The organism is Telluria antibiotica, assembly GCF_011682055.1.
Taxonomy (GTDB): domain Bacteria; phylum Pseudomonadota; class Gammaproteobacteria; order Burkholderiales; family Burkholderiaceae_D; genus Telluria; species Telluria antibiotica.
Genome location: NZ_JAAQOM010000004.1, coordinates 34,266 through 48,779 on the forward strand (window position 1 = coordinate 34,266; position 14,514 = coordinate 48,779).

14 protein-coding genes are annotated in these 14,514 nt (G+C 67.6%); 9 read left to right on the forward strand and 5 right to left on the reverse strand.

What is annotated here, in order from left to right:
* Positions 1-227 precede the first annotated feature (227 nt).
* Positions 228-1,481, forward strand: coding sequence for a glycosyltransferase family 9 protein (locus HAV22_RS07735; RefSeq protein ID WP_166858219.1), 1,254 nt, complete (start codon positions 228-230; stop codon positions 1,479-1,481).
* A gap of 18 nt (positions 1,482-1,499) precedes the next feature.
* Here HAV22_RS07735 and HAV22_RS07740 read toward each other — a convergent pair whose 3' ends face one another.
* Together HAV22_RS07740 and HAV22_RS07745 are read right to left on the reverse strand one after the other, a co-directional pair.
* Entirely contained in the window at positions 1,500-1,952 is a 453-nt protein-coding gene (locus HAV22_RS07740) for a nuclear transport factor 2 family protein (RefSeq protein WP_166858220.1), read from the reverse strand.
* Positions 1,953-1,975: 23 nt separating this feature from the next.
* A complete protein-coding gene (locus HAV22_RS07745) occupies positions 1,976-2,332 on the reverse strand; it encodes a DUF6404 family protein (RefSeq protein ID WP_166858222.1) in 357 nt (118 codons plus the stop codon).
* 266 nt (positions 2,333-2,598) lie between these two features.
* Between HAV22_RS07745 and HAV22_RS07750 the strand changes: the two genes are divergently transcribed.
* From HAV22_RS07750 to HAV22_RS07765, 4 genes are all read left to right on the forward strand, one after another.
* Entirely contained in the window at positions 2,599-2,973 is a 375-nt protein-coding gene (locus HAV22_RS07750; RefSeq protein WP_208296109.1) for a MarR family winged helix-turn-helix transcriptional regulator, read from the forward strand.
* A 251-nt stretch (positions 2,974-3,224) separates the two neighbouring features.
* Positions 3,225-3,986 (forward strand): MFS transporter, encoded by a 762-nt coding sequence (locus HAV22_RS07755; protein WP_371869574.1) that lies wholly within the window; start codon positions 3,225-3,227, stop codon positions 3,984-3,986.
* Positions 3,987-4,066: 80 nt separating this feature from the next.
* Complete coding sequence (locus HAV22_RS07760; RefSeq protein WP_166858224.1) at positions 4,067-4,693, forward strand: DUF6624 domain-containing protein; 627 nt, start codon at positions 4,067-4,069, stop codon at positions 4,691-4,693.
* An 87-nt stretch (positions 4,694-4,780) separates the two neighbouring features.
* Complete coding sequence (locus tag HAV22_RS07765) at positions 4,781-5,260, forward strand: VOC family protein (protein WP_166858226.1); 480 nt, start codon at positions 4,781-4,783, stop codon at positions 5,258-5,260.
* Between the two features lie 19 nt (positions 5,261-5,279).
* Here the strand turns inward: HAV22_RS07765 and HAV22_RS07770 are convergent, their stop codons facing one another.
* Positions 5,280-7,376: a tetratricopeptide repeat-containing diguanylate cyclase gene (locus tag HAV22_RS07770; protein ID WP_166858228.1), complete on the reverse strand. Its 2,097-nt coding sequence runs from the start codon at positions 7,374-7,376 to the stop codon at positions 5,280-5,282.
* A gap of 546 nt (positions 7,377-7,922) precedes the next feature.
* Between HAV22_RS07770 and HAV22_RS07775 the strand changes: the two genes are divergently transcribed.
* Positions 7,923-10,550 (forward strand): glycoside hydrolase family 3 C-terminal domain-containing protein, encoded by a 2,628-nt coding sequence (locus HAV22_RS07775; RefSeq protein WP_208296110.1) that lies wholly within the window; start codon positions 7,923-7,925, stop codon positions 10,548-10,550.
* 21 nt (positions 10,551-10,571) lie between these two features.
* Entirely contained in the window at positions 10,572-11,507 is a 936-nt protein-coding gene (locus HAV22_RS07780; RefSeq protein WP_166858233.1) for an alpha/beta hydrolase, read from the forward strand.
* A gap of 174 nt (positions 11,508-11,681) precedes the next feature.
* Here HAV22_RS07780 and HAV22_RS07785 read toward each other — a convergent pair whose 3' ends face one another.
* Positions 11,682-12,119, reverse strand: a complete 438-nt coding sequence (locus HAV22_RS07785) for an FKBP-type peptidyl-prolyl cis-trans isomerase (protein ID WP_166858235.1) — start codon at positions 12,117-12,119, stop codon at positions 11,682-11,684.
* Between the two features lie 215 nt (positions 12,120-12,334).
* Here HAV22_RS07785 and HAV22_RS07790 point away from each other — a divergent pair, with 215 nt between their 5' ends.
* Together HAV22_RS07790 and HAV22_RS07795 are read left to right on the forward strand one after the other, a co-directional pair.
* Positions 12,335-13,135, forward strand: coding sequence for an HDOD domain-containing protein (locus HAV22_RS07790; protein ID WP_166858237.1), 801 nt, complete (start codon positions 12,335-12,337; stop codon positions 13,133-13,135).
* Positions 13,136-13,175: 40 nt separating this feature from the next.
* Positions 13,176-13,592: a secondary thiamine-phosphate synthase enzyme YjbQ gene (locus tag HAV22_RS07795; protein WP_166858239.1), complete on the forward strand. Its 417-nt coding sequence runs from the start codon at positions 13,176-13,178 to the stop codon at positions 13,590-13,592.
* On the opposite strand, the gene HAV22_RS07800 is transcribed toward HAV22_RS07795, so the two are convergent.
* Entirely contained in the window at positions 13,573-14,499 is a 927-nt protein-coding gene (locus tag HAV22_RS07800) for a DMT family transporter (protein ID WP_166858240.1), read from the reverse strand. The genes HAV22_RS07795 and HAV22_RS07800 overlap by 20 nt on opposite strands.
* Positions 14,500-14,514 lie beyond the last annotated feature (15 nt).

A 14,514-nucleotide genomic window follows, 5' to 3' on the forward strand; every position in this document is an offset into this window, starting at 1 on the left:
TTTCCATGCATTCTGGCAGACTTACGGAATGCAATATTTACAAACCAACACTTCGCGTTGCGTTGGCGTGCAACGTTCCTGTCACCAGGGCCTGTTATTTATTGACAAAAGCTTTACCCAACTTTACAGCAACAGCTGTCCTGTCCAGGCCATTCGCCCTCTACAATCCACATGACCATGCGCCTCTGTCTTGAACGAGACCATCCTTCCGACTCCAACAACGCATCATGAAAATCTCGAGTGAACAGACGCTGAAACTGGACAGCTGGGACCACCGGGCCCGATCGCGCACGCCCGTCAACGTACGGCAAGGCGACGCCGCCGCGCTGGACGCACACCATGGCGACAGGCTTGCGGACGCGGCGGCCAACACGGCCCTCGTCGATCGCGCGCTGCTGGCAAGGTCCGACAAGATCCTGTTCATCGTCCACCTGGCGTTGGGCGACTTCACGTACCTGCAAAGCTGCTTCGCCGCGTTCGCGCGCGCGTTCCCGCACCTGAAGATCCACCTGTGGGTCGACGAGCGGCGCCGCACGAACAATGCGGCGGACTGGCCGCACCTGAAAAAATACGCGTTGTACGACTGGCTGGCCGAGTGCCCGTATTTCGACAAGGTGTACAACGAAACGTACAGTCCGGCGCTGTACGAGGCGTCCATCCAGGAAGCGCAGCAGCAGGATTACCCGATCGTCGTGTCGCTCAGCGTGCTCGACCGCCACAAATATGCGGTCCTGGCCCGCAAGATCAGCCCGCACGGCTTCGTCGTAGGCCAGAAAAAGCGCGTGCGCCCCTACGACCTGCACAAGCACCTCATCTACCGCAAGCTGGACGCGTTCATTCCGGCCTACACCGCCGCATCCCATCCGGACCACCACATCAGCGACATCTACGCGGGCTGGTTCACGCAACTGTTCGGCATCACGATCCCGCCCGCGGCCCGCTATCCCGTGCTATCGATTCCGCAACAATGGACGGACTACGCGCGCAACCAGTTTGCCGCCTGGGGCTTCGACGGCCCGGCACCGAAGGTCGTGTTCGTGAATGCGTATTCGAAGTCGATCGAACGCAGTTGGCCGCTGGAGCGGGTCATCGAACTGATCCGCACGATGCAGCGCGACGATGCCTGGCGCGATGCCGGCTTCATCGTCAACGTCGTCCCCGAAGACCTCGCGCGCGCCCGCGCCCTGTTCGCCGGCCACGACCTCGCACACACCCATCTGTTCAGCGCCGAAGACAATTTCTTCCAGCTGCCGGCCATCCTCGGCCTGTGCAAGCTGATCGTCTCCGTGGAGACGGCCGTGATGCACCTGGCCAATGCCGTGCACGTCCCCGTCATAGCGCTGATGCGCCAGAAGAATCCGGAATGGGCGCCCATCGACAAGCACAACAGCACCGTCATCACGGTGGCGCGGCGCGACGATTGGGTCGACAAGATCAGCGTGGATGAAGTAATGGCCGCACTGGCCGCCCAGGCGTCCTGACCCGGCGCCGCCCGCGGCTCAGGACACGATCGGTGCGGCCAGCGCCTCGGCCGTGCCCTTGGCCGCGATGCGCTGCAGCGTCCGCTCCAGTGCGGCCGTATCGGGGTAGATGCGCACGCTCGCGACGCGGCCCCAGCGAATCTCGATCAGGTTGACGCCCTCCGCCGAGGTCTGTACGCCATCCGTTCCAAAGTTCGTTTCAGTCCAGATGGCAGCGACCTGCGTGCGCCACGGCCAGCCCGACACGCGGACCTCGTGCACCGTGAACCGGATGCCCTGCAGCAGGCGCAACAGGCGTTCGTACCAGGCGCGGATGGCGTCCGGCGTGCGCCGCGTGCCGGACAGCGCATGTGTCCCGACGAAATAATGCACGGCATTCGGCGCAAGCTCGTCCGTGATGGCCTCGATGCGTCCGGCGCTGAGGCCGGCGAATGCCGCGGTGATCCTGCGGCGAACGATGGCGTGATACATAGCGTTCCTCGTTGGTCCGTCGGCTAGTTGCCGGCCACCGCCTCCCAGGCCGGCACGGCGAATTCCTTGCGCTCGCGCGCGTACAGCCACGCCATGAGCAGGCCAAAGCATGCGCCCGCCGCGGCCGCCCGGAGCGCCACGTCGACGACGGCCGTGCCCTGCTGCGACCACACGAGCGTCCACATGAACACGCCCCATACGCTCATGAACCACGTGCCGTAGACACAGGCGACGGTGGCGAAGCCGAGGAAATGGGGCGGGCGGATCCGCAGCCCCAGTCTCCACAGCAGCCGGAACAACAGGGGCGCGGCGTGACGGCGCGCCACGCCGCGGGTCGACAGCAGGGCAAGGGAACGGTCCAGACGAAGGCGAAAATGCATGGTGGCGAAACGGCGTTGACAGCCATGATATTGAACAGGCAAGACCGTCACCTTAGCAGGTATGCCGTCGAAAAAATGCGTGCATTGTCACGGATGCATCGCCCTGTGCAAAAACACATGCTTTGAAACCGCTTGAACTCGCCGCCGCACCTGCGCAATATAGTTAGGTAGCCTACCTATTATTGATGATGACCCACCCACGACACGACCAGATCGAGCGCCTGTCCGGAGCGCTCCGTACCGCCCTCTAGGGCCTCGAGCGCCAGATGCGGCGCGACAAGGACCGCCAGGAACAGGGGCTGTCGCTGATGCAGTCGCTGCTGCTGCACCAGATCCACGAGCATCCCGGCATCGGCGTCGCCGAGCTCGCGCGCATGCAGCAGGTGCGCAGCCCGACCATGAGCGGCCAGGTCAAGGCGCTGGAAGAAGCGGGCCTCGTCGAGCGCACCGCACCGCAGGCGGACGACCGGCGCCGCAGCGGGCTGCGCGCCAGCCCGGCCGGCATCCAGGCCCTGCAGCAATTGCGCGACCGCCGCCACGACTGGCTGTCGCAACGCATCGTCCGCCTCTCTCCCGCCCAGCTGGACGCACTCGCGGGCGCCATCGACGCCCTCAACATCCTTGCCGACCATGACGACTGACGCTCCCGTTTCCGCCCGCGAAATCCGCTCCGTCTACCTCGCCCTGATGGCCGTTCTCGGCCTCGGCGCGCTGGACCAGAGCATCGTCGCGACCGCCTTGCCCCGCATCGTCGGCGACCTGGGCGGCATCGCCCATCTGTCGTGGGTCGTCACCGCGTACGTGCTCGCCCCTGCTGCTGATCCTCGCGCTGGGCGGCACGGAATGGGCGTGGAATTCCGCGCAGGTCGAGGTCTGCGCCGCGCTTGCCGTTGTGCTGGGCGGCTGGCTGCTCGTGCATTTGCGCCGCGCGGCGGAGCCCGTGCTGCCGCCGGACCTGTTCGCGAACCGCGTGTTCAATGTCGCGAGCATCGTGATGGCGCTGACGTTCATGGGCCTGATGGGTGCAAGTGTGTTCTTCCCGCTGTTCTTCCAGCTCGTCATGGGCAGCAGTCCCGCGCATTCCGGCACGATGACGGTGGCGATGATGGTCGGGATGATCGCCTCGTCCACGTTGAACGGCCGCGTGCTGTCGCACTCGGGCAAGTACAAGGCCGTGCAGGTGGCCGGGCTGTCGGCCGCGGTGCTGGCATTCGCCGTCCTCGCCCGGGGCATGGATACGGCGCGCGGCTACTGGATCATCGAGCCTACGATCTTCCTGCTCGGCGCTGGACTCGGTCTCGTGATGCCCAACATGACGATCGCCGTGCAGAACGCGCTGCCCGTCCCGCGCCGCGGCGTGGGCACGGCAATGTTGACGTTCTTCCGCTCGCTCGGCGGCCTGCTGGGCGTGACGGGTTCCGGCGCCATCCTCGCGCACCAGGTACACGCGCATGGCCTCGCGCAAGTCGCGCGCGCGGGCGCCCAGCCGGCCGCGCAGGCGCTGACGGTGGCCGTGTACCGCCACGCCATCGCCAACATCTTCGGCGCCGGCGCGGGGATCGTGCTGGCGGGCCTCGTCGCGCTGCTGTTCCTGCCCGAGCTGCCGCTCTCCGGGCATGCTGCCGGCGCGCCGCCCGCCGCGCCGGCGGAGTGAAAATCCGCGCACATTCGCCGCCTTTTTTTCGCTAAGCTCGCACAGGCCTTGAACGACCTGGAGACGATATGCGAAATAAAATGTCACGACGAATCCTGGCTGCCGGCGTCCTCTTTGCGGTGGCGCTGGCCGCGCACGCCGCCGCGCCCACGCACCCCGCGCTGCGCGACGAGCTGTTGAAAATGGGCCAGCACGACCAGGAAGCCCGGCATGCCACCGACCAGGAAGGCATGCGCAAATGGATCGAGGTCGACGCCGCCAACCAGGCGCGCCTGAAACAGATCGTCGACCAATACGGCTGGCCGACGTACGACATGGTCGGCGAAGAGGCGGCAAAGGACGCCTGGCTGCTGGCCCAGCACGCCGACTCGGACAAGGCCTTCCAGCTCAAGGTCCTCGCGTTGATGGAACCGCTCGTGCGGCAGCAACAGGCATCCGCGAAAGACTATGCGTACCTGTACGACCGCACACACTATCCGCAGCGCTACGGCACGCAAGGGGCGTGCGTGAGCCGCACGGAATGGCAGCCGTTCGAGATCGACGACATCGCCCACGTGGACGAGCGCCGCCGCGCGCTGAAGATTCCCCCGCTGGCCGACTACGTGAAAATGTTCGATTGCTCGGCGCCGTTCATCGTATTGCACGACCCCGCCGATCCACACCGCACGGTGCCCGTACCCGCCAGCAAAGGGGCCGCGACGCCGTGACCGACGCGGGCCCGCGCGCCCGCGAACGTGCTATCGTTCCCGGCGGCTGCGCACGCAGTCCCCAGCGACCCGCCCACAGGAGGAGAGATGGCCAGCACGAATACGGTGTGCCTTTGGTACGACAACGACGCCCTGGATGCGGCGACGTTCTATGCGCAGACGTTTCCGGACAGCGCCGTCGGCGCCATCTACCGCGCGCCCGGCGACTATCCGGCCGGAAAGCAGGGAGACGTCCTGACGGTCGAATTCACCGTCATGGGCATCCCGTGCCTCGGCCTGAACGGCGGTCCCGCCATCAAGCACAGCGAGGCGTTCTCGTTCCAGGTCGCGACCGACGACCAGGCGGAGACGGACCGGTTGTGGAATGCGATCGTCGGCAACGGCGGCCAGGAAAGCGCGTGCGGATGGTGCAAGGACCGCTGGGGCCTGTCGTGGCAGATCACGCCGCGCGCGCTGATGGCCGCCATCGCGGACCCCGACCCGGCCGCGGCCAAGCGGGCGTTCGACGCGATGATGACGATGCGGAAGATCGACGTCGCGGCCATCGAGGCGGCCCGGCGCGGCTGACGGGCGCCGCAGCCGGCGGTCAGGTGGGCGCCAGCGCGGGCAGCGCGCCCGCCGCGCCGCCGGCATCGCGCGGGACGGCCGGCGCCGGCCGCGCCGGGTCCTGGCGCGGACCGTGCACGCAGTCGAGCGCCAGCAACGCGCGGGCGTGCGCGGCATCGCCTTCGAGCGCCGCCATCACGCTGGCGGCGGGCGCATGCAGGCGGGTGACGATGCGCGCCTGGTTGCGCCCCTGCGTCTTGCCCTGGTAAAGCGCCCAGTCCGCGAGGCGCACGGCGCACTGCCAGTCGAACGCGGCATCGGCCGCGGGCGGCAGCGCGACGATCCCGGCCGTGAGGGTCACGGGGATCTCGCAACTGCCGCCGTCGACGGGCTGCGCGCCGATCGTCTCCAGGATGCGTCCCGCCATGCCGGCCACGGTATCCGGGGCCATGCCGGGCGCGTGGATCATGAATTCCTCGCCGCCCCAGCGCACGACCATGTCGGACTCGCGCACGGCCGCCGCGAGCCGGCGCGCGACCTCGACGAGGACGGCGTCGCCCGCGCCATGCCCCCAGCGGTCGTTGATGCTCTTGAAGTGGTCGACGTCCAGCAGGACGAAGCAGTCGACACCCTCCGCATGGCTGCGGCGGTCCGCGCTGCCGTCCGCCACCCGGCCCGTCATCCTGCTCGTCAGCGAGCGCCGGTTGTGCAACCCGGTCAGCGCATCATGCGTGGAACGGAATTCGAGCTGCACGTTCAGCTCCGTCAGCCGGGCATTGCTGCGCGCGGCGCGCCGGTACATCACGTACACGACGGCGCCCGCCAGCACGGTCAGCATGGCGGCGAACGTGGTCGCCAGCTGCACGGTCCGCCGGTTGCTCAGCTCCGCATCCTTCAGCTTGTTCTCGCGCTCCAGCAGGACGATCTGCTGGCTGCGCCGCTTGGCGTCGAATTCTTCCTGCAGCGCGGCGATGGCACGGTCGCGTGCCTTGCGCTCGCTCTGCTGTTGCAGCGACTGCTGCTCGCGCACGATCGCCAGCGCCCGTTGGTACTGCCCCGCCCGCTCCAGCATGCGGCCTTTCTCGTCCAGCAATGCCTCGAGATCTGCCAGGAGTTTTCCCTTGCGCATATGAGCGATCACGGCGTCTACGTAGGGTGTCCCCTCCGCGATCTTTCCTTGGCCCATCAAGGCAAAGCCGAGATTGGCGCGCGCCATCATGACGGCGCTCGGTTCCTTGACCTTCTCGGAAACGACCAGTGCCTCGCGTGCCGCGCGTTCGGCGCGCACGTAGTCGTGATGCATCAGGTAGTAATCCGCGATATTGCCCCGTATTACCGCTTCCGACGCCGACAGCCCGGCGCGCGTCGCCGTTGCGAGGGCCTTCTCGTACGCGTCGATGCCTTCACGATCGCGCCCCAGCTTGATCAGCGCCCTGCCCCGCGTGAACTGCAACGAGGTGAGCGACCACAGCGACATCGTTTCTTCCGCCAGGCCCAGGTCGGCGCTGTCGAGCGCCTTCGCGGGATTGTCCGTGTTGATGTACACCTGGGCGATACGGGCGTACAGCGCGGCGCGGCGGCCGCCTTCGCCGGGCAGGGCCTGCAGCAGCCGCAAGCTGCGCAGATAGGCCGCCAGCGCCTCGTCGAACCGGGCGCGCAGGTTCAGGATGCCTCCTCGTATCCGTTCGACCGATGCCTTGAACACCACGCTCGCGTTCGCGGGCGCCTGCGCCGTGACCTTGTCGAGCAATGCCTGTGCATCGTCCAGGCGATGGGCGTCCACCATTTCGCGGACGGCGCCCAGCCTGGCCAGCGCCGCGCCCGCGGCGTCGCCGTGGGCCAGGGCCAGTTCCAGCGATGTCCGCTCCAGGACGTACGATTCCTCCAGCCGGCCGAGGTCTTCCTTGAGCCGCACTTCCGCGCGCAACAGCGTTTGCTGTTCCTCGTAGGAGCCGCCCGCCCCCAACCGCTTGCGTATGGCCTCCAGCTGGGCCAGGGCCTCGACCGGCGCTTCCCTCGATTGCTTCGATATTCTGTTCACTTCCGCCTTCACGTCCACGCCCGGCTCAGCGGCGTGCGCAGCCGCTACCGTGGCGGCAACGAACAGCGAACAGAGGAGGCGGGAAAGGAGAGACATGAGCGCAATGCCGACAGGCGGATAAACAACATGATCGCGGTCATTATCCACGCAACTTAAAATTACCTCAAGGAAACTCAAATAACGTACGAGGTCTGCGGACGTTCATGTGTCAATACAACAACAAGTTTAAAATGTTATCGCATAACATGGATGTTATGTAACAGTACATCCTTACCGCTGCCGCGTCGAAAGAACATACCGATTCCGATATCGATACGACAGAAAAAGTTATTGGCGTCCGATCGATGACTGCACTACATTGTCCATCGCTTGGCTCAGCATCCACGTTTCGTCCATCCTGCACCGTGATCGACCCACGGTCGCGGCATCGAGCGAACGGCATGCGCGGGCCGAGCAACTATGTTATCGCAATCATCCAACTTCCCCACCAACATGCACGGAGACTCTCCGATGGCATAACTCTTCGTCCCGATGCCGTTCCGCGTCGGCTCGGACGCCGGCATCGGCCATCCACCTTTCAAGGTAGATCCCATGCAAAAAGATAAGACCAAACACATTGGTCAACCAGGAGACTCATCGAGCGTGATCGGGCGCGTGGCCGTGTGCGGCGCCCTCCTGCTCGCGGCGGCACTGCCGGCCGCCGCACAGACCCAGCCATCCACCGACGCCGCGCGCGCGGATGCGGATGCACGCGCCCGTGCGCTCGTCGCGCGGATGACCTTCGACGAAAAGATCGGCCAATTGCTGAACGTGGCGCCCGCGCTGCCGCGCCTCGGCATCCCCGCGTACAACTGGTGGACCGAGTCGCTGCACGGCGCCCTCGGCCCGCTGCCCACGACGAACTTCCCCGAACCCATCGGCCTCGCGGCCACGTTCGACGCGCCGCTCGTGCACAGTGTGGCGTCCGCGATCGGCACGGAGGTGCGCGCACTGCACACGCTCGGGCGCCGCACGGGCCACCTGGGCAAGATCGGCACGGGCCTCGACACGTGGTCGCCGAACATCAACATCTTCCGCGACCCGCGCTGGGGCCGTGGCCAGGAGACGTATGGCGAAGACCCGTACCTGACGGCGCAGCTGGGCGTCGCCTTCATCCAGGGCATCCAGGGTCCGAACCCGGACCTGCCGGACGTCGTCGCCACGCCGAAGCATTTCGCCGTGCACAGCGGCCCGGAATCGACACGCCACGTGGCCGACGTGTTCGTGTCGCGCCACGACCTCGAGGACACGTACCTGCCCGCGTTCCGCGCCGCGATCGTCGACGCGAAGGCCGGCTCCATCATGTGCGCGTACAACCGCATCGACGGCCAGCCCGCGTGCGGCAGCGACCTGCTCATGAAGGAACACCTGCGCGGCGCGTGGGGCTTCAAGGGCTATGTCGTGTCGGACTGCGACGCCGTGACGGACATCGCCGACCAGCACAAGTACGCGCCCGATCCCGCTGCGGCCGTCGCCGTCGCGCTGAAGGCCGGCACCGACAACGAGTGCAACACGAAGACGCTGGGCGACACGCCCAACCTCGATGCGCGCTACCGCGAGGCGTGGCAGCGCGGCCTGATTTCCACGGGCGACATCGACCAGGCCCTCGTGCGCCTGTTCTCCGCGCGCTACCGCAACGGCGACCTCGGCGGCCTCGCGCAGCGCGCGCCGAACGCCGTGCCCGTCGACGCCATCGACACGCCCGCGCACCGCGACCTCGCGCTGCAGGCCGCGACGAAGAGTCTCGTGCTGCTGAAGAACGACGGTACCTTGCCGTTGAAGCCCGGCGTGAAGATCGCCGTGATCGGACCGCTGGCCGACGCGACGCGCGTCCTGCGCGGGAATTATTCGTCGACGCAGTCGGCGCCGCCCGTCTCCGTCGTCGACGGCCTGCGCCGCGTGCTGCCGCAGGCGCGCATCACCGTCGTGCCGGCCGGTAGCTCGATGACGGACGGCGACCCCGTGCCGGCGGCCGCGCTGCGCACGCCGGACGGCAAGCCGGGCCTGCGCGCAGACTACTTCAACCGCGCCGGCGGCGACGCGTACGACGGCAAGCCGGCCGCCACGCGCGTGGAGCCGGGGCTGGAATCGCACGCGCTGCAGATGAAGGCCGTCTCCGACCAGCACAAGGTCGTGTGGACCGGCTTCCTCGTCGCGCCGGAGACGGGCACCTACCGCCTCGGCGTGAGCGGCGTGCAGGGCGAACTGACGGTCGCCGGCAAGCCCGCGCTGCGGTCGACCGCGTATTCGCAATGGGGCGAGCCGCTGAAGCTGACGGACGTGCGGCTGGAAAAAGGCCAGCGCTATCCACTGCGCTTCCAGACCGAGACGGGGTCCTCCGGTGTGCCGGGCCTGTTCTGGAAACGGATCTCGACGGCGCCCGACGCCGACCTCGCGGCCGGTGCGCGCGATGCCGACGTCATCGTCGCGGTCGTGGGCCTCACGTCCGACCTCGAAGGCGAAGAGATGGCCATCAAGGTCGACGGCTTCTCCGGCGGCGACAAGACGTCGCTGGACCTGCCGGCCGACCAGCGCGCGCTGCTGGAACGGGCGAAGGCGCTGGGCAAGCCGCTCGTCGTCGTGCTGATGAACGGCAGCGCCATCGACCTGTCCTGGGCGAAGGACAATGCGGCCGCGATCCTGGAAGCGTGGTATCCGGGCCAGTCCGGCGGGCTCGCCGTGGCGAGCGTGCTCGCGGGCCGCGCCGATCCGGGCGGACGCCTGCCCCTCACCTTCTATCGCAGCCTCGCGGACCTGCCGCCGTTCGACGACTATGCGATGAAGGGCCGCACGTACCGCTACTTCACGGGCACGCCCGTGTACCCGTTCGGCGCAGGCCTCTCGTACACGACGTTCCGCTACGCGCCGCTGCGCATCGAGCCCGTCGGCGGGGCGCCGGAGAACGGCATCGTCGTCACGACGGAAGTCGCGAACACGGGCACGCGCGACGGCGACGAGGTCGCGCAGCTGTACCTCACGCCGCCCGCATTCGACGGCGCGCCGCGGCTGGCGCTGCGCGGCTTCCAGCGGCTCGCGCTGAAGGCGGGCGAGCGGCGCCAGGTCCGCTTCACCTTGTCGCCGCGCGATCTCAGCTTCGTCACGCGCGACGGCGTGCGCCAGCTGACGCCGGGCCGCTACACGCTGACCGTCGGTTCCGGCCAGCCGGGGACGGGTGTCGCGCGGCAGGACGGCGCGCTCGTGCTGACGCGGGCCGTCGCGCTGCCGCAATAACGATTACAACAAGGAGCCACCATGAAGAACACATATCGGATCGGCCAGGTCCTGACCGCGGGGGCGCTCGCACTCGCCTGCGCATTCGGCGCCCCCGCGCAGGCGCAGAACGACAGGATGACACCCATCGCGACACCAGCGCAGCCGGACGCCATCGTACTGGGCACGGGCCCGCTGCCCGGCGCGACGGCCCAGGAAAGCTGGCACAGCCAGTACGGCAGCGTGTTCGCCCGCAACGTCACGGTCGCCACATTGACCCCGTTCCTGCCCGACCCCGCGAAGGCGACGGGCGCCGCCGTGATCGTCGCGCCGGGCGGCGGCTTCAAGACGCTGTCGATGAACAACGAGGGGTGGGACGTGGCGAAGGCGCTGGCCGACAAGGGTGTCGCCGCGTTCGTGCTGAAGTACCGACTGAATCCGACGCCACCCGCCATGGACGCGTTCGCGCAAGAGATGGCGCAGATGTTCTCGGGCGCGGCACGGCCCGCGCGGCCGCCATCGCAGGACCCGGCCGCGCTGGCGCCGCAGCTCGCCGACGCGCGCGCCGCGTTCGCGCTCGTGCGTGCACGCTCGCGCGCGTGGCACGTCGATCCTGACCGCATTGGGATGCTGGGCTTTTCCGCGGGCGCGATGCTGACGATGGTGACGGCGCTGCACGGCCAGGACGCGAAGCCCGCGTTCATCGGCGACATCTACGGGCCGCTGGCCGCCGCGAAGGTGCCGGCCGACGCGCCCCCGCTGTTCGTCGCGCTGGCGGCGGACGACCCCTTGTTCGGCAACGGCGGCTACGGCCTAGTCGACAGCTGGCGCGCGGCCAGGCGTCCCGTCGAATTCCACCTGTACGAACAGGGTGGTCATGGCTTCGGCATGTACCAGAAGCCGACGACCAGCACGGGCTGGTTCGACGCGTTCGCCCGCTGGCTCGGCATGCACGGCTACCTGAAGCCGGCACACTGACGTCGTCGCGACGGGGCCGCCCAGCCCTGTCGACCTAGCATCTATCCAGTAGGGTGGGCACCCCGTGCCCACGCGAACGCATGCATGACGCGAACGTCCGCGTGGGCACGATTCATTTGAGGCCCCGGGCCTCAAATGCCCACCCTACCAGTAAGCCTCTATCGGGACAGGCTCTTATTGCACGGCGGTCAGCGCGATGTCGAACACGAGGCCCGCGTTCGGCGGAATCCTGCTGCCCGAACCGGACGCGCCATAACCGAGGCTGGACGGGATCAGCACGGTGCGCTGGCCGCCCACCATCATGCCCAGCACGCCCTGCTCGAAGCCGGGCACCACCTGGTTCTGCCCGAGCGTGAACGAGAACGTGCCGCTGTCGAACTGCGTGCCCTTGTGGTTGGGCGCCGTGTCGCTGTACAGCCAGCCCGTATAGGTGACGGTTGCCGTCTTGCCGGCCGTCGCCGCGGCACCGGTGCCGAGCACGACGTCCGTCGCGCTGAACTGGGCCGGGTTCGCCACGACGACGGCGGGGGACGACGACCCGCCACCGCCGCAGCCGGCAAGGCTCAGCACTGCAGCGAGGATGGCGACGGCGACGGAAGGCTTGGCGCTCATGGGATTCCTGATGGGTAAGATTTAAGAACCAGCCACCTTACCCGAAGTGGGCACCTGCATCACCTTTACATTTGTATTTCTTTGTTACAACTTCAACCTTGACGGCCTGAAAAGGCTTGCCCGCAACACGCCGCATCGAAATCAAAAAATAGTTCACTCAGGAAACTTGCGTGAGGATTACACTGGACCGACCGTGCACCAACGAAAGACGCATCATGACCAGCCTCGCGACCTTCTTTTCCGACGTAAAGCTCCCCACGATTTCCGAAGTGGCCCATGCCCTGATCGCGACCCTCGACGACGAGGACGCGTCCGCCAAGAAGGTGGCCGCGATCATCGCGCGCGACCCGGCGCTGACGGCCAAGCTGATGCGCCTGGCGAACAGCGCCCGCTTCGGCGCGCGCCGCGGCGTCAGCTCGCTCGACGAAGCCATCGGCCTCACCGGGATGGCCCACATCCGCACCCTGGCGCTGGCCACGTGCTTCTCCGACGCCTTCCCTTCCCTGCCCGGCCTCGATGCCGACGAATTCTGGAAGAGCAGCATGGCCTGCGCGGGCTACGCCAAATGGCTGGCGGGCGGCCTCGGCATCGACGGCAGCGAAGCCTGGCTGGCCGGCATGATGCTGCGCCTGGGCGAGCTGCTGATCTACCAGGTGGCGCCGACGACGTTCGCCGAGATCGAACAACTCCCGCACCTGCCGGGCGGCCGCTGGGAGCGCGAGCAGCGCCTGCTGGGCTTGTCCGAAGGCCACATCACGGCCGAGCTGGGCCGGCGCTGGAACTTCCCCGACAAGATCGTTCGCGCGCTGGAGAATTCGTCCGACCCGATGGGCGCGCATCCGTTCTGCCAGCTGGGCGGCATCATCCACCTGGCGAGCCTGCTGGCCGACACGCCCAGCGACGACCCGGCCATCCTCGACACGCTGCCGGCCGACGTCGTCGACACGCTGCGCCTGTCGCGCGACTGGATGACGGCGCGCTTCCCGTCGCACGACGCGTTCTCGGCCGCGCCCTGAGCGACACCTTCGTGTAGCATGGACGGCATAGGAGCCGTCCATGCCTTTCCAGACCACCCTCGAATTCAACACGTTCGGACGCGGCAGCCGCGACATCACCGCGGCCGTGGCCGACGCCGTCGCGCGCGCGGGCGTCCACTGCGGGGTCGCGCACGTGTTCGTGCAGCACACGAGCTGTTCGCTGCTCATCACGGAAAACGCCGACCCGGACGTGCGTCACGACCTCGAAACGATCATCCGCCGCCTCGTGCCGGACGGCGATCCGGCCTATTGCCACGACACGGAAGGCCCCGACGACATGGCGGCGCACGGGCGCACGATGCTCACCGCCACCTCCGTCACGGTGCCCGTCGGCGACGGCCGCCTGATGCTCGGCACGTGGCAAGGCATCTATCTTTGGGAACACCGCGTGGCCGAGCACCGGCGCCACGTCGTCGTCACGGTGCTGGGCGACTAGCCGGTCCGTTCACCACCCCGGCATCCGGCCTGACCGCGGCAGCCGGCTTCATGAAAGCCAGCAGATTGCCGCCGAGGACCAGCGCCACGCCGCCGATGGCCGGCAACGTCCAGTGATACCCCTCGAGCACGGTCGACACGCTCAACGCCACGACAGGAAACAGCACGGTCGAATAGGCCGCGCGGTCCGGTCCGATGCGTCCGACCAGCACCAGATACGCCGTGAAGGCGATCACGGAACCGGGGATGGCGAGGTAGAACAACGCCCCCAGGTAGCGCGGGCTGGCATCCAGCTCGAACGGCATGCCCAGCAACCACGCGCCGCCACCGACGATGGTCGAGCCGATCAGCATGGCCCACGTATTGGTCAGCAGCGGCGCCAGGCCCAGCGCCTGCATCCGGCTCGACAACAGGTTCCCCGTCGAAAAGCACACGGTGCCCAGCAGCGACAGGCCAAGGCCCAGCAGCATGCCGTGGTCGTTCCAGTGGCCCTGCATCTGCGGCAGGAACAACAGCGCGATGCCGGACAGGCCGAGCAGGGAGCCGGCCAGCACCTGGCGCCGGATCGGCCGTCCCATGAACAGGCGCTGGTTGACCGCGTTCCAGATGGGCGCGGTCGAAAACACGACAGCCACGAGGCCGCTGGGCACCCACTGGCTGGCGTAATAAAAGCACAGGAAATTGCAGCAAAACAGCGAGACGCCTTGCGCAAGGAGGTAGCGCCATGCCTGGCGCGGCGGCCACGCCGGCCGGCGCGCGACGAGCAAGAACAGGAACAGCACGGTGGCGGCGATCCAGAAACGGTAGGCGATCGACACGGGGGCCGGGACGACGCCGAGCTGGAACTTAATCGCGATCCATGTCGTGCCCCAGATCACGACGGTGAGCAGGTAGAGAACAGTATTCATGCCGTCATGATCGGC

What these genes read in the sequence shown, in the direction of transcription:
- HAV22_RS07790 (WP_166858237.1), top strand. Translation starts at nt 12,335, where the DNA reads ATGACCAGCCTCGCGACCTTCTTTTCCGACGTAAAGCTCCCCACGATT.
- HAV22_RS07800 (WP_166858240.1), bottom strand. Translation starts at nt 14,499, where the DNA reads ATGAATACTGTTCTCTACCTGCTCACCGTCGTGATCTGGGGCACGACA.
- HAV22_RS07780 (WP_166858233.1), top strand. Translation starts at nt 10,572, where the DNA reads ATGAAGAACACATATCGGATCGGCCAGGTCCTGACCGCGGGGGCGCTC.
- HAV22_RS07785 (WP_166858235.1), bottom strand. Translation starts at nt 12,119, where the DNA reads ATGAGCGCCAAGCCTTCCGTCGCCGTCGCCATCCTCGCTGCAGTGCTG.
- HAV22_RS07760 (WP_166858224.1), top strand. Translation starts at nt 4,067, where the DNA reads ATGTCACGACGAATCCTGGCTGCCGGCGTCCTCTTTGCGGTGGCGCTG.
- HAV22_RS07770 (WP_166858228.1), bottom strand. Translation starts at nt 7,376, where the DNA reads ATGTCTCTCCTTTCCCGCCTCCTCTGTTCGCTGTTCGTTGCCGCCACG.
- HAV22_RS07750 (WP_208296109.1), top strand. Translation starts at nt 2,599, where the DNA reads ATGCGGCGCGACAAGGACCGCCAGGAACAGGGGCTGTCGCTGATGCAG.
- HAV22_RS07795 (WP_166858239.1), top strand. Translation starts at nt 13,176, where the DNA reads ATGCCTTTCCAGACCACCCTCGAATTCAACACGTTCGGACGCGGCAGC.
- HAV22_RS07740 (WP_166858220.1), bottom strand. Translation starts at nt 1,952, where the DNA reads ATGTATCACGCCATCGTTCGCCGCAGGATCACCGCGGCATTCGCCGGC.
- HAV22_RS07765 (WP_166858226.1), top strand. Translation starts at nt 4,781, where the DNA reads ATGGCCAGCACGAATACGGTGTGCCTTTGGTACGACAACGACGCCCTG.
- HAV22_RS07735 (WP_166858219.1), top strand. Translation starts at nt 228, where the DNA reads ATGAAAATCTCGAGTGAACAGACGCTGAAACTGGACAGCTGGGACCAC.
- HAV22_RS07745 (WP_166858222.1), bottom strand. Translation starts at nt 2,332, where the DNA reads ATGCATTTTCGCCTTCGTCTGGACCGTTCCCTTGCCCTGCTGTCGACC.